The 22,959-nt window shown below is 42.0% G+C and carries 23 protein-coding genes; 14 read left to right on the top strand and 9 right to left on the bottom strand.

The genetic code is table 11. The features are described 5' to 3' along the window. Positions 1 to 7: 7 nt before the first annotated feature. The 6 genes from ACHSBP_RS01375 to ACHSBP_RS01350 all read right to left on the bottom strand — a co-directional run bounded on the left by ACHSBP_RS01375 (position 8) and on the right by ACHSBP_RS01350 (position 5,429). The gene (locus ACHSBP_RS01375; RefSeq protein ID WP_237130008.1) at positions 8 to 1,132 is read right to left on the bottom strand and encodes an efflux RND transporter periplasmic adaptor subunit; all 1,125 of its coding nucleotides are present in this window, start codon (positions 1,130 to 1,132) and stop codon (positions 8 to 10) included. 200 nt (positions 1,133 to 1,332) lie between these two features. Then, entirely contained in the window at positions 1,333 to 1,917 is a 585-nt protein-coding gene (locus tag ACHSBP_RS01370; protein WP_054978589.1) for a TetR/AcrR family transcriptional regulator, read from the bottom strand. A 78-nt stretch (positions 1,918 to 1,995) separates the two neighbouring features. Then, positions 1,996 to 3,516 carry a phospholipase D family protein gene (locus ACHSBP_RS01365; RefSeq protein WP_395387983.1) on the bottom strand — a complete coding sequence of 507 codons (1,521 nt, stop codon included), beginning with the start codon at positions 3,514 to 3,516 and terminating at the stop codon, positions 1,996 to 1,998. Positions 3,517 to 3,531: 15 nt separating this feature from the next. Next, positions 3,532 to 4,224, bottom strand: a complete 693-nt coding sequence (locus ACHSBP_RS01360) for an LrgB family protein (RefSeq protein ID WP_010560786.1) — start codon at positions 4,222 to 4,224, stop codon at positions 3,532 to 3,534. Then, entirely contained in the window at positions 4,221 to 4,580 is a 360-nt protein-coding gene (locus ACHSBP_RS01355) for a CidA/LrgA family protein (protein WP_010560785.1), read from the bottom strand. Before ACHSBP_RS01355 ends, ACHSBP_RS01360 begins: the two co-directional genes overlap by 4 nt. Positions 4,581 to 4,628: 48 nt before the next feature. Beyond that, positions 4,629 to 5,429, bottom strand: a complete 801-nt coding sequence (locus ACHSBP_RS01350) for a crotonase/enoyl-CoA hydratase family protein (RefSeq protein WP_395387982.1) — start codon at positions 5,427 to 5,429, stop codon at positions 4,629 to 4,631. Positions 5,430 to 5,708: 279 nt separating this feature from the next. Between ACHSBP_RS01350 and ACHSBP_RS01345 the strand changes: the two genes are divergently transcribed. The 5 genes from ACHSBP_RS01345 (at position 5,709) to ACHSBP_RS01325 (ending at position 11,776) form a co-directional block, all read left to right on the top strand. Beyond that, positions 5,709 to 6,896, top strand: a complete 1,188-nt coding sequence (locus tag ACHSBP_RS01345) for an efflux RND transporter periplasmic adaptor subunit (RefSeq protein WP_010560783.1) — start codon at positions 5,709 to 5,711, stop codon at positions 6,894 to 6,896. A gap of 9 nt (positions 6,897 to 6,905) precedes the next feature. Further along, positions 6,906 to 10,019, top strand: coding sequence for an efflux RND transporter permease subunit (locus ACHSBP_RS01340; RefSeq protein WP_395387981.1), 3,114 nt, complete (start codon positions 6,906 to 6,908; stop codon positions 10,017 to 10,019). 145 nt (positions 10,020 to 10,164) lie between these two features. Further along, complete coding sequence (locus ACHSBP_RS01335; protein WP_054978582.1) at positions 10,165 to 10,479, top strand: HI1450 family dsDNA-mimic protein; 315 nt, start codon at positions 10,165 to 10,167, stop codon at positions 10,477 to 10,479. A gap of 58 nt (positions 10,480 to 10,537) precedes the next feature. After that, positions 10,538 to 11,335 (top strand): YdiY family protein, encoded by a 798-nt coding sequence (locus tag ACHSBP_RS01330; RefSeq protein WP_234004681.1) that lies wholly within the window; start codon positions 10,538 to 10,540, stop codon positions 11,333 to 11,335. Positions 11,336 to 11,347: 12 nt separating this feature from the next. Beyond that, a complete protein-coding gene (locus tag ACHSBP_RS01325) occupies positions 11,348 to 11,776 on the top strand; it encodes a hypothetical protein (RefSeq protein WP_105170799.1) in 429 nt (142 codons plus the stop codon). Positions 11,777 to 11,814: 38 nt separating this feature from the next. Here ACHSBP_RS01325 and ACHSBP_RS01320 read toward each other — a convergent pair whose 3' ends face one another. Beyond that, on the bottom strand, positions 11,815 to 12,333 hold the full coding sequence (locus ACHSBP_RS01320; RefSeq protein ID WP_010560778.1) for a peptidylprolyl isomerase: 519 nt from the start codon (positions 12,331 to 12,333) through the stop codon (positions 11,815 to 11,817). 7 nt (positions 12,334 to 12,340) lie between these two features. Further along, entirely contained in the window at positions 12,341 to 13,243 is a 903-nt protein-coding gene (gene ygfZ / locus ACHSBP_RS01315) for a tRNA-modifying protein YgfZ (protein WP_010560777.1), read from the bottom strand. A 106-nt stretch (positions 13,244 to 13,349) separates the two neighbouring features. Here ygfZ and ACHSBP_RS01310 point away from each other — a divergent pair, with 106 nt between their 5' ends. After that, positions 13,350 to 13,601: a succinate dehydrogenase assembly factor 2 gene (locus tag ACHSBP_RS01310; RefSeq protein ID WP_010560776.1), complete on the top strand. Its 252-nt coding sequence runs from the start codon at positions 13,350 to 13,352 to the stop codon at positions 13,599 to 13,601. A gap of 384 nt (positions 13,602 to 13,985) precedes the next feature. Here the strand turns inward: ACHSBP_RS01310 and nadB are convergent, their stop codons facing one another. After that, positions 13,986 to 15,596 carry an L-aspartate oxidase gene (gene nadB, locus ACHSBP_RS01305; RefSeq protein ID WP_010560774.1) on the bottom strand — a complete coding sequence of 537 codons (1,611 nt, stop codon included), beginning with the start codon at positions 15,594 to 15,596 and terminating at the stop codon, positions 13,986 to 13,988. A 346-nt stretch (positions 15,597 to 15,942) separates the two neighbouring features. Between nadB and rpoE the strand changes: the two genes are divergently transcribed. The 8 genes from rpoE to era all read left to right on the top strand — a co-directional run bounded on the left by rpoE (position 15,943) and on the right by era (position 22,952). Then, complete coding sequence (gene rpoE, locus ACHSBP_RS01300) at positions 15,943 to 16,524, top strand: RNA polymerase sigma factor RpoE (protein WP_010560773.1); 582 nt, start codon at positions 15,943 to 15,945, stop codon at positions 16,522 to 16,524. Between the two features lie 8 nt (positions 16,525 to 16,532). Continuing rightward, positions 16,533 to 17,138 (top strand): sigma-E factor negative regulatory protein, encoded by a 606-nt coding sequence (locus ACHSBP_RS01295; RefSeq protein WP_105170795.1) that lies wholly within the window; start codon positions 16,533 to 16,535, stop codon positions 17,136 to 17,138. After that, on the top strand, positions 17,139 to 18,083 hold the full coding sequence (locus ACHSBP_RS01290; RefSeq protein WP_010560771.1) for a MucB/RseB C-terminal domain-containing protein: 945 nt from the start codon (positions 17,139 to 17,141) through the stop codon (positions 18,081 to 18,083). After that, positions 18,083 to 18,532: a SoxR reducing system RseC family protein gene (locus ACHSBP_RS01285; protein ID WP_010560770.1), complete on the top strand. Its 450-nt coding sequence runs from the start codon at positions 18,083 to 18,085 to the stop codon at positions 18,530 to 18,532. Before ACHSBP_RS01290 ends, ACHSBP_RS01285 begins: the two co-directional genes overlap by 1 nt. A gap of 69 nt (positions 18,533 to 18,601) precedes the next feature. Continuing rightward, on the top strand, positions 18,602 to 20,392 hold the full coding sequence (lepA, locus tag ACHSBP_RS01280; protein WP_010560769.1) for a translation elongation factor 4: 1,791 nt from the start codon (positions 18,602 to 18,604) through the stop codon (positions 20,390 to 20,392). 12 nt (positions 20,393 to 20,404) lie between these two features. After that, positions 20,405 to 21,340, top strand: a complete 936-nt coding sequence (lepB, locus tag ACHSBP_RS01275; protein WP_010560768.1) for a signal peptidase I — start codon at positions 20,405 to 20,407, stop codon at positions 21,338 to 21,340. Between the two features lie 18 nt (positions 21,341 to 21,358). After that, positions 21,359 to 22,036, top strand: coding sequence for a ribonuclease III (rnc, locus tag ACHSBP_RS01270; protein ID WP_010560767.1), 678 nt, complete (start codon positions 21,359 to 21,361; stop codon positions 22,034 to 22,036). Beyond that, positions 22,026 to 22,952, top strand: coding sequence for a GTPase Era (gene era, locus ACHSBP_RS01265; protein WP_010560766.1), 927 nt, complete (start codon positions 22,026 to 22,028; stop codon positions 22,950 to 22,952). The genes rnc and era overlap by 11 nt, the downstream gene beginning before the upstream one ends. Positions 22,953 to 22,959 lie beyond the last annotated feature (7 nt).

The raw sequence follows: 22,959 nt of genomic DNA, 5'->3' as shown, positions 1-22,959 counted from the left end.
AACGTGCCTACTTTAAATGTTGTTGATTGCCGTTAGAGGTATCAGCTACCGCAACAACAGGGCCTGGCATTAGACGCTCGTTGCCTTCAGTGATAACTTTGTCGGTTGGTGCAAGTTGTGGTGCATACACTGCCACCTTGTCGCCTTGGTGAAATTGCACGTTAACTGAAATTGGTTGTGCAATTTGCTTGTCGCCTTGCAGTACTACTTTATAAACTAAGTAATTACCACCACGATTCACCAATGCATCTTTTGGCACAATAAGTGTGGTGCGAGGTTTACCTTCTGGTAACCAAGCGCTTACCGACATGCCTGGCATTAAACCGTTGCCATTTACTTGACCAATCACGCGGAAAGTACGAGCGCGTTCATCAACACTATTAAGTACTTTGATATTGCCCGCTTGAACTAGCTCATCGCCAATCTGCAAGGCAATTTCGCTTGGTGCTTGACCCGCTAAAAATGCAAAGCGTTCTGGCACATCTAACCAGGCTTCTAATTTATTGAGAGAGGTTAAAGTAAATGCATGATCGCCACTGCCTAACCATTGACCTAGTTCAGCTAGACGATTAGTTACTTGGCCATCAAATGGTGCGCGAATTGACATATCATCAATTCGCACCTGCAATGCGTTTAACTGGGCAGACAGTGCTTTTATCGCTTGTGTTGCAGCGATAACTCGTGCTTGATTTGCAATAGTGAGGGTTTTACTTTGATTTAAACGCTGCTTTGATACGGCGCTTTTTTGCGCAGATTGCTTATAAGCAAGGTAGTCTTCTTCTGCTTGCGTAAATTCTGCTTTTGCTAACGCAAGGTTAGCATCTGCTAACATTTTTTCCGCTTGTAAACGCTGCTTTTCAGCGTCTAATCGGCGTGTGTCGAGTATTGCCAGCACATCACCTTCTACAACAACATCACCTTCATTAACCAGTACTTTAACTACTTTACCTGATTCTACTGAAGCGACATTAGCTTGATTGAATGCTTTTAACGTGCCGACAACACGTTTACGTGGTTGCAATTGTGCTTCGCTTGCTTCACTAAAGCGAACGACTTGCGCATTTGCGTTGAAAACCAGCAACAATAAGCTCAATGTTGCTGCGATATATTTAAAAGAAAGTGGAGATGTCATTGTAATTTCCAATTGAGTAGACCAGTCGTCTAGTGAATTGTCATTCAATTTGGCAGTTGTTGCAAGATGAATTTGGGCTGAATAGCGATTTAAAACTGAGTTTTTAAGGTAAGTTTATGAAAATATTACTTATATTTAAATGATATTTTTTAGACCAAGTGGTCTAGATGTGGTTTTGGAAGGCAAACAAAAAGTGCCAATTAAGGCACTAAAATCGATTCGAAAATAATTTCAACAAAGTTGTCGTATGGCTCAGTTGAGCGCTCTACTTGCATTTGTATTGCTGCGCCATGGCTGGCATTAAACAGAAATGCGGCGATTTTATGTGGGTCGAGGTTTTTGTTTACTTCGCCTTCTTGTTGCGCTTCGCGAATGGTTTGCGCCATCATGCTGTGCACTAAGTCTTGCGCGCACTTTATGCCGCCGCGCATATTTTCACTGAGTTGAGATTGCTCCAAAATCAACTTGGGCACTAAACACTCACAGTCAATACCATCTTCTTCATGAAATTGCTGAATGCGTTTAAACCAGTTATGAATACGCTGCAGTGGCGAAAATTTTCGATCACGCAGGTATTCACGCATAAAGTCATGGCTTTGGTCTTGGGCACGCTCAATGAGGGCAAGGCCAAAATCTTCTTTTGACTTAAAATAATGATAAAATGAACCTTTTGGCACTCCGGCTTTATCAAGGATTTCTTTTAAGCCACATCCGTTGTAACTTTTTTCGATGATTAGCGCATGACCTGCCGCCAATATCGCTTCTTTGGTATCGGGCTTATTCATAATTCGGGTTAATATTTACGTACACACTTTGTGGGTATTATTAGACCAGTCGTCTCTAAAGTCAACTTTAGTCGACGGTTATAGTTGATCTTCAATAGGCAATAAGCGGAAAAAACATGCGCCTATCTTACGCCAAATGCTGGCATCTGGTTCACTTTTAAAGGTTTTTTGCGTATCCATATCAAGCCAAATGAGCTTGTCGTCAGCGAGCTGTACACGGTAAGCTGAATTTGTCACGGCATCGTTTAATGCGCTAACAATTTTGCTGCTAAGTGCCTCATTTTCAAATAGTACGCCAATTTCAGTGTTGATAAACATTGAGCGAGGGTCGAGGTTTAATGAACCAACAAAGGTTTGCTGTTTATCAAAGATAATTGATTTAGCGTGTAAACTCGCCTGAGTAGAGCCGCGCCATGCTGACGGTTTAAAATTCGGTTTTACTTTTGTTTCATAAAGCGTAACGCCCGCTTTTAACAGCGCTTTGCGATAAGGGGCGTAACCTGAATGCACTGCAACAACGTCGGTGGCGGCTAATGAATTCGTAAGAATCGTTACATTTACGCCACGCTCAACCATATCGATTAAGTATTTTGTGCCACCATCGCCAGGTACAAAATAGGGCGAGATAATAAATAGGTCTTTTTGGGTATTGGCAAAGGCGCTTTCTAGTTCGTCAAGGAGTGGGCTTGTTAGGCCTTTTTCGTTGACTTTACTTGGCGGGTCGTAAAGCACATTGGCTTTACCCCAAGACCATGGCAAGGCACCTTCAGATAAGTACTCTAAAAATTGTGATTGAGTTAACGCCTGAATATACTCAGTTTGCGATTGTTCCGTATCGGTTATTTGTTCTTCCCATTCAGATAAAATCGCAATCGTTTCTTCATCAGAATAGCGCCTAGGATGAAACACAGACAATGGGTAGCTGTGTTCACTGTTCCAGTAAACGTCAAATTGCGTATTTACATCGTGTGTAGCTTCACCAATGAGCAATAGATCAAAGTCGCCAAATTCTACTTCATGACTGGCACTAAAGTATTCGTCACCAATATTTCGTCCGCCGATCACCGACGCCAAGCTATCTACCGTGAGTGATTTATTGTGCATGCGACTATTGAGCCTTGCAAAATCGGTCAGAATGCCCAGTGCTTTATTACGACGATTTGGCGAGGGGTTAAACAGGCGAATTTCAACATTCTTATGTTGGTTTAAAATATGTAGCTGAGGGTTGTGATCTGAGGCTTTTAGGTCATCAAGTAATAGCCTTACTCGCACGCCACGCTCCGCGGCGTTGTATAGCGAATAGTTGATTTGGTTGCCGGTAATGTCGTTATTGTAGATGTAATACTGTAGGTCAATGCTGCTGGTTGCCGCATTGATTAAACTCACGCGTGATACAAAGGCATCGACTCCTTGCCCAAGCGTATAAACGCCGGTTTGTCCTTGCTTATCATGTGTTAAATCGTTAATAAACTCAGCTAATCGACCTGTTTTCGCTGCCTCTTTAGCATAGCTAGGTGTACTTGTGTTTGGCGTTATTTTTGTTGCGCATCCAGCCATGGCAAGTACAACTCCTATAATAAAAAAGCGTATTAGTAACATGTGATTACCGACTAGTTAGTTTAATAGTACCAGTTCTATTAAGGTATAGATTACAGGGATAATAAGTGGGGTCAATATGGCGCTTAATACTAAGCTAACGGAAGCAAATGCGCCCATACGTTCATCAATCTCAATGGCACGTGCAGTCCCCACTGCGTGACAAGCTGCGCCAAGCGCTAAGCCTTGACTGGGTATATGTGTTACGCCAAATAGTTTGAGTAGCGGTAAGCCAAAAACAGCGCCAAAAATACCGACACAAATAACAATCACTGCCGAAAGAGCACTTATTCCGTTAAGTTGATTGCTAACCTCAATAGCAATGGGGGTTGTTACTGCGTTGGGTGCAAGGCTTGCGATAAGTTGTTCATTGGCGCCAAGTAAATAGGCGACAAGCATGGCAATTATCGATGAAACCAAAACGCCGGTGGCGCTGCATAAAATGTAGCGCCAGGTATGTTGTTTTATGGTGCGTGATTCTTTGTATAGTGGGATCGCTAGCGCAACAATTGCTAAATCAAGTAACCAAAAATACGCTGTGTTAATTGTGGCAAACTCTGTGTAGGGAATTTCACCCCACACTAAAATCACGTTAATAAACGCAATGCTTAATAAAATAGGGTTACAAAGGCTGTGTTTTAAGTAATGGGTCTGCAACCATTTAAAGGTAAAAAAACAAAGCGGAGACAAAACAATCAAAAGCAGGCTCATGACTGTTCCTTATCGCTAGATGCAAAAAGCAGACTTGCGACTTTTCCTACAATAAATAGGGTGCCTACCGTGGCGGTAAGTATTGAGAACACTATTAAAAGCAGGTTGTCTTTAATAAGGTCCAAATGCTGAATGATGCCAACACCAGCGGGAATGAAAAAAAGTGGGAAGTATTTCAGCAGTAATGCACCAACCGCCTCACATTGCTTTAGCGACACAATATTTAATTTGAGCACAAGCAATAATATGCCCATACCGAGCACTGCTGGGGGAAAACTAAAATTCAGTATATACAGCAGGCCATGACCAAGGGCTAATGCTGTTACTAGAATTGTTAAACTAACAATGTATTTCATAGCAATAGCCTATCACAGCTTGCAGGTCGGTATACTGTTCTTTAGTCGCTACCAATTAGCCGAATTGTCGAAAGGCTTAGTTTCTCCTTTTAAGCGATTGCTAATGGCACGTTTTACATTTTTGCCGCGTAGAATACGTATTTGATTAAATGTTTCAGCTGCTAACAATTGGCGGCGATTTGCGAGCATACGCTTTTGATAAGTGCGTTTGTTTGCAGCTAACGCATCGGGCGATTGTGCTAATAATGCCGCTTTTAATTGCTCGCATTCGTGATCTAAATCGTCGCATACTTGTGTAACTAAATTGACTGCTTGGGCAATGTCAGCACTAATTGGCTCGGCTATATGAGTGAGCTTTAAGGCTTGGTCATAAGGCATTAGGCCTTGCAACATGACACTGCCTGCCATATCTGGTGTTAATCCCCAACGAGATTCCATAATGGCGAATTGGGCATCGCGGCTCGCTAAACGAAAGTCTGCGCCAAGCGCGATTTGCATACCGCCACCAAAACAGCGGCCATGAATTTTACAAATCACCGGCGCTTTAATTTCTTGCCACCCTATGGTGACTCGCTGCGCTAGATTTGCGTTACCGGGAAGCCATTTGAATAGCAGCTTTAACATTTTAGTGGGAGAGCGGCTGATGTTTTTTACATCAAGGCCGGTACAGAAATCACTGCCGTTGGCATCAATAATCACTAATCTTAGAGATTTTTCTTTTTTCAATTGTTTAATAATGCGTGCTAGCTGTACAAAACTTTCATAGCTCAGTGCGTTGAGTTTATCGGGGCGATTAAATGTGACGGTGGCAACGCCAGTTTCAATAATTAGGGTGACAAGGTGGTTCATTATTGTTCTCATCCGACCTGTTGGATTGTTTGAGATTAACGTGTCTTACTATGTCTGTAAAGCGCGTAACTTCACCCTAGGTTCATATTTTTCCAGCAAAATAGCCGCTCTGACAAATGGCTAAAAACACCACTTACTGATTTGATTAGATTTTGTTAAATATTAAATTACAATTAATGTGCAGTCGTATTATGATTGATAACCAAAAGATATTATTAGAAATTTCGGATTTTTCATCGAGAATAAAAATTTGCTCTATTTGTGATAAGGGAGAGTTGCATGTTTACGTCTAAGTATAAAAATATTAGTTCCCCAACCAAAGCTGCGTTTTTCGTAAGCTGTGTGTTGTTAGGGCCGATGGCCTTGACTGGTTGTGGAAAGGAAGAGGTTGTGCAACAAGCGCCAGCACCAGCGGTCTCGGTTTATACCGTTAATAATGACCAAGTTGGTACTTATCGTGAGTTTACTGCGCGCACTGAAGCGTCGAAAGAAGCCGATATCACAACCCGTGTGCAAGGTGAATTAATAGAGCGAAAGTTTGTTGAAGGCTCTGAAGTTAAAAAGGGCGATTTACTGCTAAAAATTGATCCTAGCGAGTATGAGGCGTTTTTAGCGCAATCTGATGCAGATCTAAAATCAAAAATAGCTGGAGCGGCAGGCGCTGCACGTGATTTAAAACGTGGTAGAGAAGTCGCTGACAAAGGCTTTATTTCACAATCTGATTTAGACAAGCTGATTACTAATGCTGCGCAAACGCAAGCAGCGGTAAAAGCGGGCGAAGCGGCACTTAAAAAAGCTAAATTGGATTTAAGTTACACTGAAATAGTAGCGCCGTTTGATGGGAAAATTGGTCGCGTAAATATTGATGTAGGTAATATTGTAAGCCCGCAAAGTGGTGTGCTGGCAAACATCACCTCAACAGACCCTATTTACGTTAATTTTTCGGTTGAAGAGGCACTTTATACTACCTATTTACAAGAACACCGAAATATCGAAAGTCCTGATCAAGTACCTCTCGATTTAAAAATTCGTTTACCGAATAACAGCGAATATGCCGAGGCTGGTGTGCTAGATTTTGCCGATACAAAAATAGACCGCAACACCGGCACTGTTGAGCTAAGAGCCTCTTTCCCAAATCCAGATGGTATTGTGTTACCTGGGTTATTTGTAAAGCTGATTGCTGAGAGCAAAAATAAATCGTCAATGGCGTTAGTGCCACAAGCTGCGGTACAAGAAAATCAGCAAGGTAAGTTTTTATTAGTGGTTGATGACAACAATAAAGTGAGTACGCGACATGTAGATTTAGGTCGTCGCATTAATGCTATGTGGGTCGTTAACTCGGGCATTGAAGCGGGTGAGCGTATTATTATTGAAGGGCTACAAAAAGTGCGCCCAGGTGTTGAAGTAAATCCAGTTGAAAAGAATGTTGATACGGTAACCGGTGTTATCACAAACAGCGCAGAATAGGGGGCGTAAATGATTAGTAAAACGTTTATTAATCGGCCCAAATTTGCGCTGGTTATTTCAATTGTAATTACTTTAGCTGGCTTAATTTCGTTGTATTTGTTGCCAGTGAATATGTATCCTCAAATTACGCCACCACAAATTCAGGTGACAGCTGTATATCCAGGAGCGAGTGCTCAGGTTGTTGAGGAGTCGGTGATCCGGCCCATTGAAGAGCAAATCAATGGGGTGGAAGATATGCTGTATATTGAATCCACGGCCGCCAATAACGGTACTGCTAGCATTACCGTGTACTTTAAAGTTGGTACTGACGATGATATGGCGCAAGTGAATGTGCAAAACCGCGTTGCACTTGCTGAAGCTGGTTTGCCTGAAGAAGTAAAACGTCAAGGCGTTGTTGTGCGTAAACAATCTAGTAATATGTTGTTAGGGGTGACGCTTTACAGCACGCAAGAAAATCTTGATGAAATCTTCCTAAGTAACTACGCCACAAACTATTTAACAGAGCCCCTAGGGCGTATTCCGGGTGTTGCAAACGCTGAAGTAATGGGTGAAAAAACCTATTCAATGCGTATTTGGTTAAATCCAAACAAAATGTCGTCGCTTGGTGTCACTGTGGCGGATGTGCAAAATGCGCTGCGAGAGCAAAACTTAATCGTTGCTGCGGGTAAGCTAGGCGCCAGTCCTGCTCCGAAAAATCAGCAGTTTGAATATTCCATTCAGGCACGCGGTCGCCTAAAAACCCCAGATGAATTTGGCGATACCATTATTAGAGCTACAAACGATGGTGATTTTATTCGCTTGTCGGATATTGGTCGTATTGAATTGGGTTCTAAAGATTACGCGTTTACTGCCAAATTAAATGGTGAAGATACTGCGTTTTTAGTTATTTATCAGCTGCCAGATGCTAACGCGACTGAAGTGGCTGCGAATGTGAAAAAGCAAATGGAAATTCTCTCTGAGCGTTTTCCTGATGGCCTTCACTACAGCATGCCATATGATACAACTGAATTTATTAACCGCTCGATAGAAGAAGTAGTAGTAACGCTTTATCAAGCAGTTGCGCTGGTAATTTTAGTGGTATTTTTATTCCTCCAAAATTGGCGTGCAACGTTAATTCCGTCAGTAGCAATTCCTGTGTCGTTGGTTGGTACGTTCGCCTTTATGATGTTGATGGGTTATTCAATCAATACCATTACCTTGTTTGGCTTGGTACTGGCTATCGGTATTGTGGTAGATGACGCCATTGTTGTTATTGAAAACGTTGAACGTATTTTAAAAGAAGAAAAGCTGCCAATTAAAGAAGCGGTAAGTAAAGCCATGGAGCAGGTTTCAGGGCCAATTATCGCGACTACTCTGGTATTGCTTGCGGTGTTTGTACCGGTTGGATTTATGCCAGGTATCACCGGTGAGCTTTATAAGCAGTTTTCAGTAACAATTTCATTTGCTGTACTTATTTCATCAATTAACGCATTAACGTTAAGCCCAGCACTGTGTACTTTGTTACTAAGTGAAAAAGCAATGAAACCAATTAAATGGTTAGCACCTGTAGAAAAAGGCATCATTTCTTCTACTTCTAAATATTCATCGATGGTCGGTTGGTTGTTAAAACGCTCAGCGCGTGTAGGTTTAGTAACAGTATTGTTATTCGCTGCAACAGGTTGGTTAACCAAAGCGGTTCCTACCGCGTTTGTACCTGCGGAAGATCAAGGCTTTTTGTTTGTTGATGTGCAATTACCAGATGCAGCAGCTAGCGGCCGTACTGCGGAGGTAATGGCGAAAGTAAGCGAAACCATCTTAGCTGACCCTGCGGTAACCGATATTATTACCGTATCGGGTATTTCATTGCTTGGTGGCCCTGGTTCAAATAATGGCCTTGGCGTAATTGTGCTGAAAGACTGGGAAGATCGAACTGCGCCAGAACTTGGCTTACAGCAAGTGATCCCACGATTAATGGGACAGATGTTTGCAATGCCAGATGCGCAAATTTTTGTCTTTAATCCACCGCCAATTCCAGGTTTAGGTACGAGTTCAGGTTTTGAATTTAGATTGCTAGACAGCGAAGGGCGAGCGCCTGCTGATTTAGCGCAGGTGATGAACGGCTTAATTTACGAGGCTAACCAGCGTCCTGAATTAACTAGCGTATTTAGTACTTTCCGCGCTAATGTGCCGCAGTATTTCTTAGAAATTGACCGTGATAAAGCCAAAGCGCAAGGTGTGGCGTTAAGCGATGTGTTTGTGACTTTACAAGCGCAACTTGGTTCGTTGTACATTAATGACTTTAACCAATTTGGTCGTACTTATCAGGTTGTTATTCAAGCCGAAACTGAGTTCCGTAAAGATCCGTCTGACTTAAATAACTACTATGTACGTGCTAGCAGTGGTGAAATGGTGCCGTTAACGACACTTGCGAGCCTTGAACCAATTTTGGGCCCGACTAGTGTTAATCACTTCAACCTATATCGCAGTGCGAGCATCACAGGGCAACCTGCGCCGGGTTACTCAAGTGGTGAAGCAATTAAGGTGATGCAAGAATTATCTGCGCAATTACCAACAGGCTACGTTTATGATTGGGCAGGGCAAACGAAACAAGAAATTCAAGCTGGTAATTTAGCGCCATTGTTATTTGGTTTAGCGATTATCTTTGTTTACTTATTCTTGGTTGCTCAGTACGAAAGCTGGACGATTCCGTTTGCGGTAATTGCAGCCGTGCCGTTAGCGATATTTGGTGCGATGAGTGCGCTTTATGCGGTTGGAATGGCAAACAATATTTATGCGCAGGTGGGCTTAATACTCTTGATTGGTTTATCCACTAAGACCGCCATTCTAATTGTCGAATTTGCGATGGAGCAACGTGCAGCGGGCCACAGTATTTTTGAATCGGCACTGAATGCTGCAAGGTTGCGTTTTAGAGCAGTATTGATGACGGCACTGTCGTTTGTACTTGGGGTTTTACCACTAGTATTTGCAACCGGTGCAGGTGCGGGTAGCCGTGTTAGTTTAGGTTTAACCGTACTGGCTGGTATGTTGGCTGCGACTATTTTTGGTACTTTGTTGATTCCAATATTCTATGCGTTGATTCAAAGTATGCGTGAAAAGGTGAAAGCAAAGCTAGCGCATGAGTAACAGTTGCACAGGACGACCTGTTATTAGCTGAATTTTAGGCTAACAGTCGGTAGCCTGCGTTAAAATCACAAAATATAAGGCAAAGAAGCACTTCTTTGCCTTTTTTGTTTTGATATAATTATCAAAAATTGCGAAGAGTCGAGTTATGAGTAACCAAGATCACCTGTGGACAATTGAAGAAGCGACTAATCACGCGTATGAAGTGTTTCTTGAATTGGCGCCAGACAATTTGTCTGAACAAGATATTGTTGAGTTTAATCAATATCGTGAAGATTTAGGCTTTATTGAAGAAAGTGAGCCGGATGAGTCTTGGCAAGAATTTACCGAATTTGAAATTGAACCAGAGCTGTATATTCAAGTGCTGGTGGGATTAGAATTTGAAAACCAAGATGTGTTATTTGCGCGCATTTTAATTAGCCGTGATAAAGCAGCGCCCTTTGTTCACGTATTGTGGAAGTAGTTCTTTTTATAAAACTGTTTTTTTAGCTTAGGTGGATTGAGAGTTAGAGTAGTATTAAATGCGTTGGATTGTGTTTTTTTATTGTGTTCTTTTTTGTTCTAAATTACTCGCTGCGGATCCGGATCCGTTTGAAGACTTTGCCGTTTATGGCGAAACCCCAAGTGACGAAAGGTATGAGCAAAATAAAGGGCGACTGTTATTTGGTGACTTAGAACTGGGCTTTATTGTAACGACTGGTAACACTAATACTGCTAGTGCAAAACTCAAAACTAACATCATGCAAGATCTCAATAATTGGCGCAACCAATTGAAGTTTGATTCTTTGGTAAAAAAAGACAACGATAATGACGAAGGCGATGAGCTGTCTGCCACGCGTTATTTCACTTCATTGCAAAGTAACTACTTACTTGAAGACAAAAATAACTCACTGTTTTTATACGGTGATTATGAATTTGATAGATTTAGCGGTATCGAAAAGCAAGCGAGCTTTGTTGCTGGTTACGGTTGGCGCTTTTTAGAAAATCGTAAAGACAGCATTGATTTAGATGTTGGTCCTGGGGTTAATTATCAGGTCAGTGAAACCGATGAATCGGATTTAGGTTACTTGCTGCGATTAGCCTTGCAGTGGGAGCGAATCGTAAGTAAACGCACGCGCTTTAATCAGGATATCAGTGCGGAGCATTCGTTAAGTGGGTTAAACTCCCGCATCAAATCTGAGACGTCATTGGTGAGCCAAATTAGTGGGGCACTTAGTCTTAAGTTTTCATATTTATATCGTTACAATACCATGCCTGAAGAAGGCAAACGCAATTATGACGCTGAAACCAGTGCTACCTTTGTTTTTAGCTTCAACTAACTTGGAATATTAATGACCTATTCTCATAAACAAATCGCCTGGGCTATTTTACTGCTGCTTTCGTGGATTTTTTCATTTACCTTATTGGCGGTTTACTTAATCGGCCCGATTACAGGTCTGCTGATTTTTTCAGGTTTTGTGGTACTGGTGGCATTTTTATTTCATGGCATGACAGTCTCCGTAAAAGATAACACAATAAAATGGGGTTTTGCTTTTGGCTGGTTTGGTCAAACTTTACCTTTGTCAGAGGTTGTTTCGTATCAGGCTGTGGAGAATTCATGGCGACATGGCATTGGTTTACGCATTAGCCATGATGGGTTTGTGTATTCAGCCCACGGTTTTAAGGCGGTTGAATTAGTGCTGCAGGATGAAACAAAAATTAGGCTTGGTACAAACGATCAAGCTGGCTTAATCGCCGCATTAGATAAGCAAAAAAAATAGCGCCCTAAAGCGCTATTTTTTATTGTCAGAGCTGTAAATTAACAACAGCCGCCATTTTCATCATGTTTGTGATCGTGGTGTGAACCACAGCCTCCTTCACCATGAACATGGCCATGTGCCAATTCTTCTTCTGTCGCGTCACGTACTTCAAGTACTTCAACATCAAATGTTAAATCAATACCAGAAAGCGGGTGGTTGCCATCAACAATCACATCGTCTTCTTGAATATCGATAATTACAACAGTTTGCTCACCGTCATCGGTCGTTGCGCGAAATTGCATGCCTACTTCAATATCCATACCGTCAAACATTGACTTAGGTACTGCTTGCATCAAACCGTCGTGACGCTCGCCATAGCCATCTTTTGCTGCAACTTCTACAGTAAAGGTATCGCCAGCTTGTTTATCAATAAGCGCATTTTCAAGACCTGGAATTAAAAAACCCGAACCAATGATGAATTCTAGTGGCTCGTTATCAAATGAGCTGTCGATGGCATTGTTGTCTTTGTCCATTACTGAGTAATGAAGCTTTACTACTTTTTGCTGTGCAATTTTCATATTAAACCTAATCTTCAAGTGTGTAAGGAAGAGCACTCACGCTAAGGCGTGACTCTTCAAGATCTTTAACGCGCAACTGAGCTTGCTCAGATGTGTCGTTTGGCAGTACCGCTTGAATATATGTGCCTTCATCGGTAACCGCTGTGTTAATTATTTTACCGGCTCTACGCCAGTTTTCACCAAGCTGAACTTCAACGTCGCTTGCTGTTTCAATGTTTTGTTCGGCGGCAAATAAGCTGTACATTGCACGCTTGTTTTTGCCTAGGTATTTCATGCGCGCGACCGTTTCTTGGCCTGTATAACAGCCTTTATTAAAACTAATTCCACCAATCGCTTGTAGATTGACCATCTGCGGAACAAACTCATCGAGTGTTTCAGCATTTAGGCGCGGCAATCCGGCTTTAATATTAGCTGCAAGCCATGCATTTTCATTATTTGTAAGTGTAATTTTGCCTTCAAGTTCAGCCAGTTTTTCTGTTTCAATAACAAGTTGCACTAAGCCTTCGGCTAGCTTTAGCGCATAACCTAATTCAAATTGCACTAAATTGTGGCTGGTAAATGAAATCGCCAATGCAGACTCAATTTCACTAGTGGTTTGCGCTGTTACACCAAGGCTAATTAGCTGCTCGCTTACGGCAAATTCTACTTTTGAAAAAACACCGTATTTTTTTAGCTCGGTAAAGCTTTGCTCTGCTTCAATGTCACTTGCTAACATCAAGTAAGCGTCGTTTGCCGCAATTAGCTTATGTACTGACCAAAGTTTACCTTTTGCATTGCAATGCCCTGACCATAAAAAGGTCGTGTCGTTTAATAAATTAAGATCTTGTGTAACTTGTCCGTGCAGGTAAGACTTGCGGTCTTGTCCGCTAATTTGAATGATTTTTTCTGAAATGCGAGAAGCGACTATCATAATACCCTACCACTGAAAATTAATGCCTTGATTTTAACTTAGATTCCTGATGATTGCATGCTTAGCTTTTGCTACTATTAAGATGCGTGAATTAACGAGGTATAAAATGAGCAATTTAGATAGCAAGGCTAAATTACGTTGGGCGTGTCGACGCGGTATGTTGGAACTTGATGTGTTGCTAAGACCATTTGTTGATGAAGCTTACGACGCATTAACAGATAATGACAAAGCAATTTTTCAACGTTTACTAGCAGCCGATGACCCTGATTTATTTGCTTGGTTTATGGGGCATGAAAAATGTGAAGACGCTGAGCTAGATTACATGGTTAAAACGATTTTAAATCGTGTCCGCGTATAGGTTATACGTCGCAAAATCTAACATTGTGCCGAGTGTTTATCTCGGCATTAACTTGCCTATTTTTTTCTTTGCTTTACTCCCCGCTGAAGATATTCTCTCCGCTCTACTTGTTTTAGTATTTCTTGTGCTGGTTAGTATTATCTGCTTTTTTAAGCTAAAAAGAGCGTTAGTAAGTGACTGTTATTTGTTGCTCGAAGATGAGCGTGTATTGTGTCAGCACGACGGCAATAAAATTGGTGAAATAAGTCCGTTTAGTATCGTAACTGCATGGTTTGTATTAATTCGCTTTAAACGGCAAAAAAGTAAGTTTAATAAACTGATTTTGCTAAATAAGTTATCTACAAAAGATAAAAAACGGCTATTGAGAGCCGTTTATCGAGATGTTTAAGTTGATGCGTTTTTGTGTAGCACGGTAGGCGTTGGGTTTTCCGTTTGATTTGGGTAATCAAGGGTATAGTGCAGACCGCGGCTTTCTTTTCGTTCAAGCGCACTGCGAATAATGAGCTCAGACACTTGAACTAGGTTACGCAGCTCCAATAAATTATTACTCACTCTAAAATTAGTGTAGTACTCATCAATTTCTTGTTGCAGTAACTCTATGCGACGAAGCGCTCGTTCTAGGCGCTTGGTGGTGCGAACAATACCAACGTAATCCCACATAAATAAACGCAGTTCGTGCCAGTTGTGAGTAATCACAATTTCTTCATCAGAATTTGTCACACGACTTTCATCCCAGTTTGGAATGCTTGGTGCACTATGTTCTGAATTAAGCTTTGCCATAATATCTTTGGCGGCAGCTTGCGCAAATACGATGCACTCAAGCAGTGAATTACTCGCCATGCGGTTAGCGCCGTGCAGGCCCGTATAAGCGACTTCGCCAATGGCATAAAGATTATCTAAATCGGTTTTGCCATTAAAGTCGGTCATTACGCCGCCACAGGTATAATGGGCTGCTGGAACCACAGGAATTGCTTCTTTGGTAATATCGAGGCCAACACTTAAGCATTTTGCGTAAATAGTGGGGAAGTGGTCGATAATAAAGTTTTTATCTTTATGGCTGATATCGAGATATACGCAGTTAGCGCCAAGGCGCTTCATTTCATAATCGATGGCGCGCGCAACTACATCGCGAGGCGCAAGTTCGGCGCGCTCATCAAAATCAGGCATAAAGCGTGAACCATCAGGGCGTTTTAAGTACGCCCCTTCGCCACGCATAGCTTCAGTAATTAAAAAGTTTTGTAATTCAGGGTGATACAAACTGGTTGGGTGAAATTGGTTAAATTCCATATTGGCGACACGGCAGCCTGCACGCCACGCCATTGCAATGCCGTCACCACTAGAAACATCAGGGTTTGATGTATATAGATAGACTTTGCTGGCGCCACCTGTGGCAAGTGCGATAAAGCGAGCACTAATAATTTCAACTTGTTCGGTAATGCGATTCCAAACATATAAACCGTGGCAGCGTTTGCCTGTGTTATTCAGTTTTTCATCGGTGATTAGGTCAATTGCATTATAGCGTTCAAGCAATAAAATGTTTTCGTGCTCTTTTACGCGGTCGATAAGCGTGGTTTGTACTGCTTTACCGGTTGCATCAGCTGCATGCAGAATACGACGGTGACTATGACCGCCTTCGCGGGTTAAATGGTAGCGTTCTTTGCCAAGGGCGTTTTTATCCATATCAAATGGTACGCCTTGTTCTATTAGCCACTTCATGCATGTTTTAGCGTTGCTTGCAGTGTAATGAACGGCGTCGCGATCACATAGTCCACCGCCCGCTGCGAGGGTGTCTTCAACGTGCGATTCAACACTGTCTTCTTTATCAAAAACTGCGGCGATGCCACCTTGGGCATACATGGTTGAGCCTTCAGTTAATGGCCCTTTACTTAATACGGTGACGTGACAGTGATTTGCTAAGGTAAGCGCTAAGGTTAGTCCAGCAGCACCACTTCCTACGATGACAACATCGGTTGTTAACTGTGGTGTATTTGTCATACAGGTATCACTTTACAATGCAGGTAATTTATTTGGCATATAATAACATCAATTATGACAATGATAAAAAGACAAAAGTCGCACAGCCTATTTGTAAGGTAGTATAAGAATGTGAAAAACAGCGAAGAAATAGCGATAACGTGATTTTATGCTAATTTTGCTTAAGGAAAAGTGTTAAAGTGACCCTGTGACAGTCTATTTATCTATGTTTAAGATTAACAAAGATAAATTGATTTAAAGTTTTTATAAAATGTTTCGAACTTTTTCAAACTCCTTGAGTCCTATATTGTGACATTACTCTTGGGAACTAGAGAAAGATTATAAATTAAGAGGAGTACCGGCTCGAATGAGCGAGCAGGATTTGGATTTAGCGCTAGTAAGAAAAGTTCAGCAGGGTGATAAAAACGCATTCAATGTGCTAGTTAAAAAATATCAGAATAAAGTTGCGAACTTAATTGGACGTTACGTCTCTAACCATGGAGATGTTGCTGATATTGCACAAGAAGCGTTTATTAAAGCATATAGAGCGTTACCGGGTTTTCGCGGTGACAGTGCTTTTTACACTTGGCTTTATCGTATAGCTGTTAACTGTGCTAAGAATCATTTAGTTTCACAAGGGCGCCGTCCGCCAGCCAACGATGTTGATGCGGATGATGCAGAATTTTATGATGGCGCTGATGCACTGAGAAGTAATTCAACACCAGAAAACTTGTTGCTAAGCGATGAAATAAAGCAGGTAATTTTTAGGACCATTGACGGCTTACCGGATGATCTTAAAACGGCAATTACATTACGCGAATTAGAGGGGTTAAGTTACGAAGACATTGCCATGATAATGGACTGTCCTGTCGGGACAGTGAGATCGCGGATATTCCGTGCTCGCGAGGCAATCGATAATCGACTTAATCCAATTTTAAATAATGCATAGGTCACTTTATGACTAATTTGAATGAGAAACGAAAAGAACAAATATCGGCATTGTTTGATGACGAACACAGCCTCGAAAGCCGACATTTGGGGGATGAGTTAGAGCACGCTGCATCGCGTTATTCACTGATTGGTGATGTAATGCGTGGCGAAGGCAAAGAACTTATCCAAATCGATATCGCAGATCAAGTTGCACTGGCATTAGAACAAGAAGAAACCTACAGCCAAGTGCCAGAAGCGCCAAGCGTTACTGAGCAAGTTGCTGCGGTAAATCAACAAAGCACAGTCGCAATCTCAAATTGGAAAAAACCGTTTGCCCAAATGGCAATTGCAGCAAGTGTTGCTGCTGTTGCGGTAATTGGCGTGCAATCTGTTCCCCAGGATGCAGATATCATTAGCCCTGAGCCACAACTGCAAAATTTAGAAACCATGCCTTTTGGTGGTACTGCAACGCCAGTAAGTTATTCAACTGAACCTGCGCTTGAAACCGCTCAAAAAGGACTGCGCGAGCTTGAAGAAAAACGTCTAGGTGCGCTGTTATTAGAGCACCAAAGACAATCGCGTATTGCTCAAGCTGAAAAAGCGAAAGAAGACGAGTTGGAGAACAATCAGTAGATGCGAATATTCGTTGTCTTAGCTTGGCTTGTAGTTGCGTTGCCAAGCTTTGCTTCTGAACCTAATGAAGCGAAACAGCTTTTATTAGAAATGGCCAATACGGTCAAAAACAGTAACTTTACCGCCTCGTTTGTAGTTGTAAAAGGGCGAAATAATATAGAACCTTACGCGTGGCGACATGCAAATTACAAAGGCACTGAACTCGAGCACTTAAGTCTACTCGACGGTGCGGGTGTTGAAATGTTGCGTGTTGGCAATGTAGTTACCTACTTTGAGCCACAAAACCCACCTTATTCTTTAAACAGCTCGTCTTTAGCTGGCCCGATCCCAAGTATTATTTTTAACGATATCAGTGAGCTGGAACCGAATTATCACTTTGCAATTGGTGGCAAGTCACGGATATCAGGTCGTGTAGCACAATTGGTGCGCATCGAATCTAAAGACCAAGCAAAATTCAACTACTGGTTGTGGCTTGATGAACACTCAAAACTGCCACTAAAAACTGCCTATGTGTCGGCCGCTGGCGAAATTGTTGAACAGCTGCAAATGACTAACGTTAGTTTTAGTGAACAACCGAGTGTTGAACTTATCGAAATGAGTCAGCAAAATCTACCTGCGCCAGTAACCGCTGTTAAAGAAGAGCAAAGTATTGAAACATGGCAAGTTGATGCGATGCCTGCAGGTTTCGCACTGGTAAAATCAGAGCGTCAAACGTTAAACTTAAACGGTGAGCTTGCCGATTACTATCTTTACAGTGACGGGTTAATTGAAGTGTCGGTCTTTATTCAAAGACCGCTTGCTAGTAATAGTCGTAGCAAAGCGCTTTCGGCAGGTGCTACAACGGTATTTATTCATCAAGCACCAGGCTATGAAGTCTCTGTGATTGGTCAATTGCCGCCAATGACTGCTAAACTAGTAGCAGAATCAGTTCAACGCGCTAACTAATGATTGAAAAAACGTTTACGGTGGCCAAAGTAGATAATACTTTGGTCACTTTTGCATTACCTAAACCCCAAGCATGCAGTGGTTGTGATGGTAAATGCGGCTCGCTTACCTTTGCTAAACTATTTGCTAATAAACGTTCAGAACTTACGATTGTAAGTGATGCTGCCCTTGAAGTCGGGCAAAAAGTCGATTTAACCTTAGATGATTCTCATGTCATTAAAATGTCGTTGTGGACGTACATCGTGCCTTTGCTGCTTGCTTTAGTGTTTACCATAGTTGCGGCACATGTTTTTGTTGTTAGTGAAGGGTGGCAAATTTTATCTGCAATGCTAGGCGGTTATACGGGGTTTTTGCTAGCAAAAGCGAAGCAAACGGGCCTTAAAAATCGCATTAAAATAAAAAAAATTCACCCAATCAGCTTACCAATCACGCAAATTAATGGTGATTAGCCCAAATTAAGGGTAAAATCGGCGTTTTGATTTTGAACCCTATTTATTTAGAAGTATTGAATCCAACATATGAAGCACATTCGTAACTTTTCTATTATTGCCCACATTGATCACGGTAAATCGACTTTATCGGATCGTTTAATCCAAGTCTGTGGTGGTTTATCTGATCGCGAAATGCAACAGCAGGTACTGGATTCAATGGACCTTGAGCGTGAGCGTGGTATTACCATTAAAGCGCAAAGTGTTACGCTAAACTACACTGCTAACGATGGCGAAACATACCAACTAAACTTTATCGACACACCCGGACACGTTGACTTTACCTATGAAGTTTCGCGTTCATTAGCAGCGTGTGAAGGTGCATTATTAGTAGTTGATGCTGGTCAAGGTGTAGAAGCACAAACAGTTGCTAACTGTTACACCGCAATTGAAATGGATCTAGAAGTACTCGCAATTCTAAATAAAATCGACCTACCGCAAGCTGATCCTGACCGCGTGTCGGAAGAAATTGAAGATATCGTAGGTATCGATGCAACGGGTGCAACCCAATGTAGTGCAAAAACAGGTCTAGGTATCGACGCGGTACTTGAAGACATTGTTAAAAATATTCCACCACCAGAAGGTGATCCAGAAAAGCCATTACAAGCGCTGATTATCGATTCATGGTTTGACCCATACCAAGGCGTAGTATCACTTGTGCGTATTAAACACGGCGAGCTGAAAAAAGGCGATAAAATCCAGATCATGTCAAATGGTCAAGTTCACATCGCCGACAAAGTAGGTATCTTCACGCCAAAACAAACTGAAACGGGCACGTTAAGAACGGGTGAAGTAGGTTTTGTTATCGCGGGTATTAAAGATATTCACGGTGCACCAGTAGGTGATACCATCACCTTGCAACGTCAGCCAGCTGATGCTCCATTACCGGGTTTCCAAAAGGTAAAACCGCAAGTGTATGCGGGTATGTACCCAATTTCATCAGACGAATATGAAAGCTTCCGTGATGCGCTATCAAAACTAAGCTTAAACGATGCGTCGTTATTCTATGAGCCTGAAAACTCAACAGCACTTGGTTTTGGTTTCCGTTGTGGCTTCTTGGGTATGCTACACATGGAAATTATCCAAGAGCGTTTAGAGCGCGAATATGACATGGACCTTATTACTACTGCACCAACGGTAGTGTATGAGATTGTTGAAAAGGGCGGTAACGTTATTCACATCGATAACCCGTCTGATTTACCGCCAGTTGGTAATATTGAAGAAATTCGCGAGCCAATCGTTGAAGCAAATATTCTTGTGCCGCAAGAGTACCTTGGTAACGTAATTACCCTGTGCGTTGAAAAACGCGGTATGCAAACAAAAATGGCTTATCACGGCAACCAAGTAGCGATTACTTACGAAATGCCAATGGGTGAAGTAGTAATGGACTTCTTTGATAAATTGAAGTCAACCAGCCGTGGTTTCGCATCTCTTGATTATAACTTTAAGCATTTCCAACCAGCCGATATGGTTCGCGTTGATATTCTTATCAATGGTGACCGTGTTGATGCACTGGCAATTATTTGTCACCGTGATGCATCTCAATCACGTGGTCGTCAATTAGCAGAAGCATTAAAAGAGCTTATTCCGCGTCAGATGTTCGATATTGCGATTCAAGCAACCATTGGCGGGCACGTAATTGCACGTACTACTGTAAAACAACTTCGTAAAAACGTAATCGCGAAGTGTTACGGTGGTGACGTATCACGTAAGAAAAAGCTATTACAAAAACAAAAAGAAGGTAAAAAGCGTATGAAACAACTCGGTAATGTTGAAGTACCTCAAGACGCCTTCCTAGCCATTTTGAAAGTGGGCAAGTAAGGAGTTAATGACATGGCGGGTTATTTTTCAATATTTTTAGTATTGTTGACCTTAGGTTCGGGCCTAATTTGGTTAATCGATCACTTAGTTTACGCACCTAAGCGTAAAGAGCGTATTGCCGTGGCGCAAGGCGCAAGTGGTGTGCCGTTAACCGAAGATGTGATCGAGCAGATTGCACCGCAGCATTCAATTGCTGAAACAGCGCAGTCGATTTTTCCTATGGTTGCCGCCATTACAATTTTCCGTTCGTTTTTGTATGAACCGTTTCAAATTCCATCGGGCTCAATGATGCCAACCTTATTAAAAGGTGATTTCATTCTAGTGGAAAAATACTCTTATGGTGTAAAAGACCCAGTTTGGCGCTCGCAACTAATGGATGTTGGCACGCCAGAGCGTGGTGACCCGTTTGTATTTAAATACCCAGAAGACGATAAAATTGATTTTATTAAACGTGTCGTGGGTTTACCGGGCGATACTATTATTTATCGCAATAAAGAAATTTACATTAAACCTAAATGTGATGCAGGGCAAAGTGATAGCCAAGGCTTAACTTGTGGTCAGTTTAATAAAATGGAACGTGAACTGGTGAATCAAGGTGAGTTTATGCTCGCTGGTGTGCCACAAATTCGCGCAACAGAACAGCTTTCAGGTTTAACACACGATATTTTAATTAACCCAGCAATGCCTGAATTATCAGGTCGCTATTATCAGCAAGCGGGTACGGCGCAAGATGAATGGCGCGTACCAGAAGGCCATTATTTTGCAATGGGTGATAACCGCGATAACAGCCAAGATAGCCGTGTTTGGGGTTTTGTACCAAAAGAAAATTTAGTAGGTAAAGCAGTATTTATTTGGATGAGCTTTACTTTTTCAGAAGACGAAGACAGTTTATTACCGTCTTGGGTGCCAACTGGTGTGCGCTTTGAACGCCTTGGCAAAATTCAATAATCTTTTAACAAGTTAATAATGACTAAAGACGTAAACTTATTATTTAAGAAGATAGGTTACAGCTTTAACGACGTTCGCTTGCTAGAGCAAGCAATGACCCATAGAAGTTACCGAGGTGCTCACAATGAGCGCCTTGAGTTTTTAGGTGACTCGATTTTGAGCTTCGTTATAGCTGATGCTTTGTATCATCAATTTCCAAAAGCCCGTGAAGGCGATTTAAGCCGTATGCGCTCTACGCTAGTACGCGGTCAAACATTGGCGGAATTTGGTGTGGAATTTGAACTTGGCGATTTTCTTCGCCTTGGTCCGGGTGAGCTGAAAAGCGGTGGTTATCGCCGTGAATCAACGCTTGCTGATGCCGTTGAAGCAATTATAGGTGCTGTATTTTTAGATTCAGACATTGAAACATGTCGTGAATTAGTACTTAACTGGTATCAAACGCGTTTACAAGCAATTACCCCAGGGCACAATCAAAAAGACCCAAAAACCTTGCTACAAGAGTATCTGCAAGCCCGCAAGATCCCTCTGCCTAGCTATAATGTAATTGATACTAAAGGCCAAGCGCACAATCAAGTATTTACGGTTGAGTGCTTAATTGAGAATAAACCTCAAGTAGTAGCTAAAGGAAGTTCGCGTCGTAAAGCAGAACAAAAAGCAGCTGAGCTTGCATTGAAGATGATTAAAGATGACGCTTGATAAAGACCTGTTAGATGCGCCAATTGATACTCACTGTGGCATGATTGCCATTGTGGGCCGCCCAAATGTGGGTAAATCAACGCTGTTAAACCGTTTGGTTGAGCAAAAAGTGAGTATTACTTCACGTAAGCCGCAAACTACGCGTCACCGCATTATGGGTATTCATACTGAAGGCAAATACCAAGCCGTGTATGTTGATACTCCAGGTCTTCACAGCGAAGAAAAACGCGCAATTAACCGTTTAATGAACCGCGCTGCATCCAGCTCAATTGGTGACGTGGAACTGATTATCTTTGTGGTTGAAGGTACCCGTTGGACAGATGACGATGAGATGGTACTTACTAAGGTAATGGGCAGTGGCGTGCCTGTGATTCTTGCAATCAACAAAGAAGATAACGTTAAGGAAAAAGAAGAGTTACTACCACATTTGCAGTGGTTAGCAACGAAAGGTAATTTCCTTGATATGATCCCAATTTCAGCAAAGCATGGCAAACGCGTTGAGCAAATCAAACAGCACGTTCATAACACTTTGCCTCAATGTGAATTTTACTTCCCTGAAGATTACGTAACCGATCGCTCAATGCGCTTTTTAGCGGCAGAAGTGATTCGCGAAAAATTAATGCGCTTTATGGGGGACGAGCTACCGTATTCCGTGACTGTTGAAATTGAACAGTTTAAATGGATGGATAACGGCGTTTGGCAAATTAATGGCTTAATTTTGGTTGAGCGCCAAACACAAAAACGCATGGTGATTGGTAATAAAGGCGAAAAGCTTAAAGTAATCGGCCGCGAAGCACGTAAAGATCTTGAAGATATGCTTGATAATAAAGTGTTCTTAGAACTTTGGGTAAAAGTGAAATCAGGTTGGGCTGATGATGAACGCGCACTTCGCAGCTTAGGCTATGGTGAAGACTAAGGTCTAA

The sequence above is a fragment of the Pseudoalteromonas sp. XMcav1-K genome, from assembly GCF_044005875.1.
GTDB classification, from domain to species: Bacteria; Pseudomonadota; Gammaproteobacteria; order Enterobacterales; family Alteromonadaceae; genus Pseudoalteromonas; species Pseudoalteromonas spongiae.
This window is presented reverse-complemented; position numbering and strand designations above follow the sequence as displayed.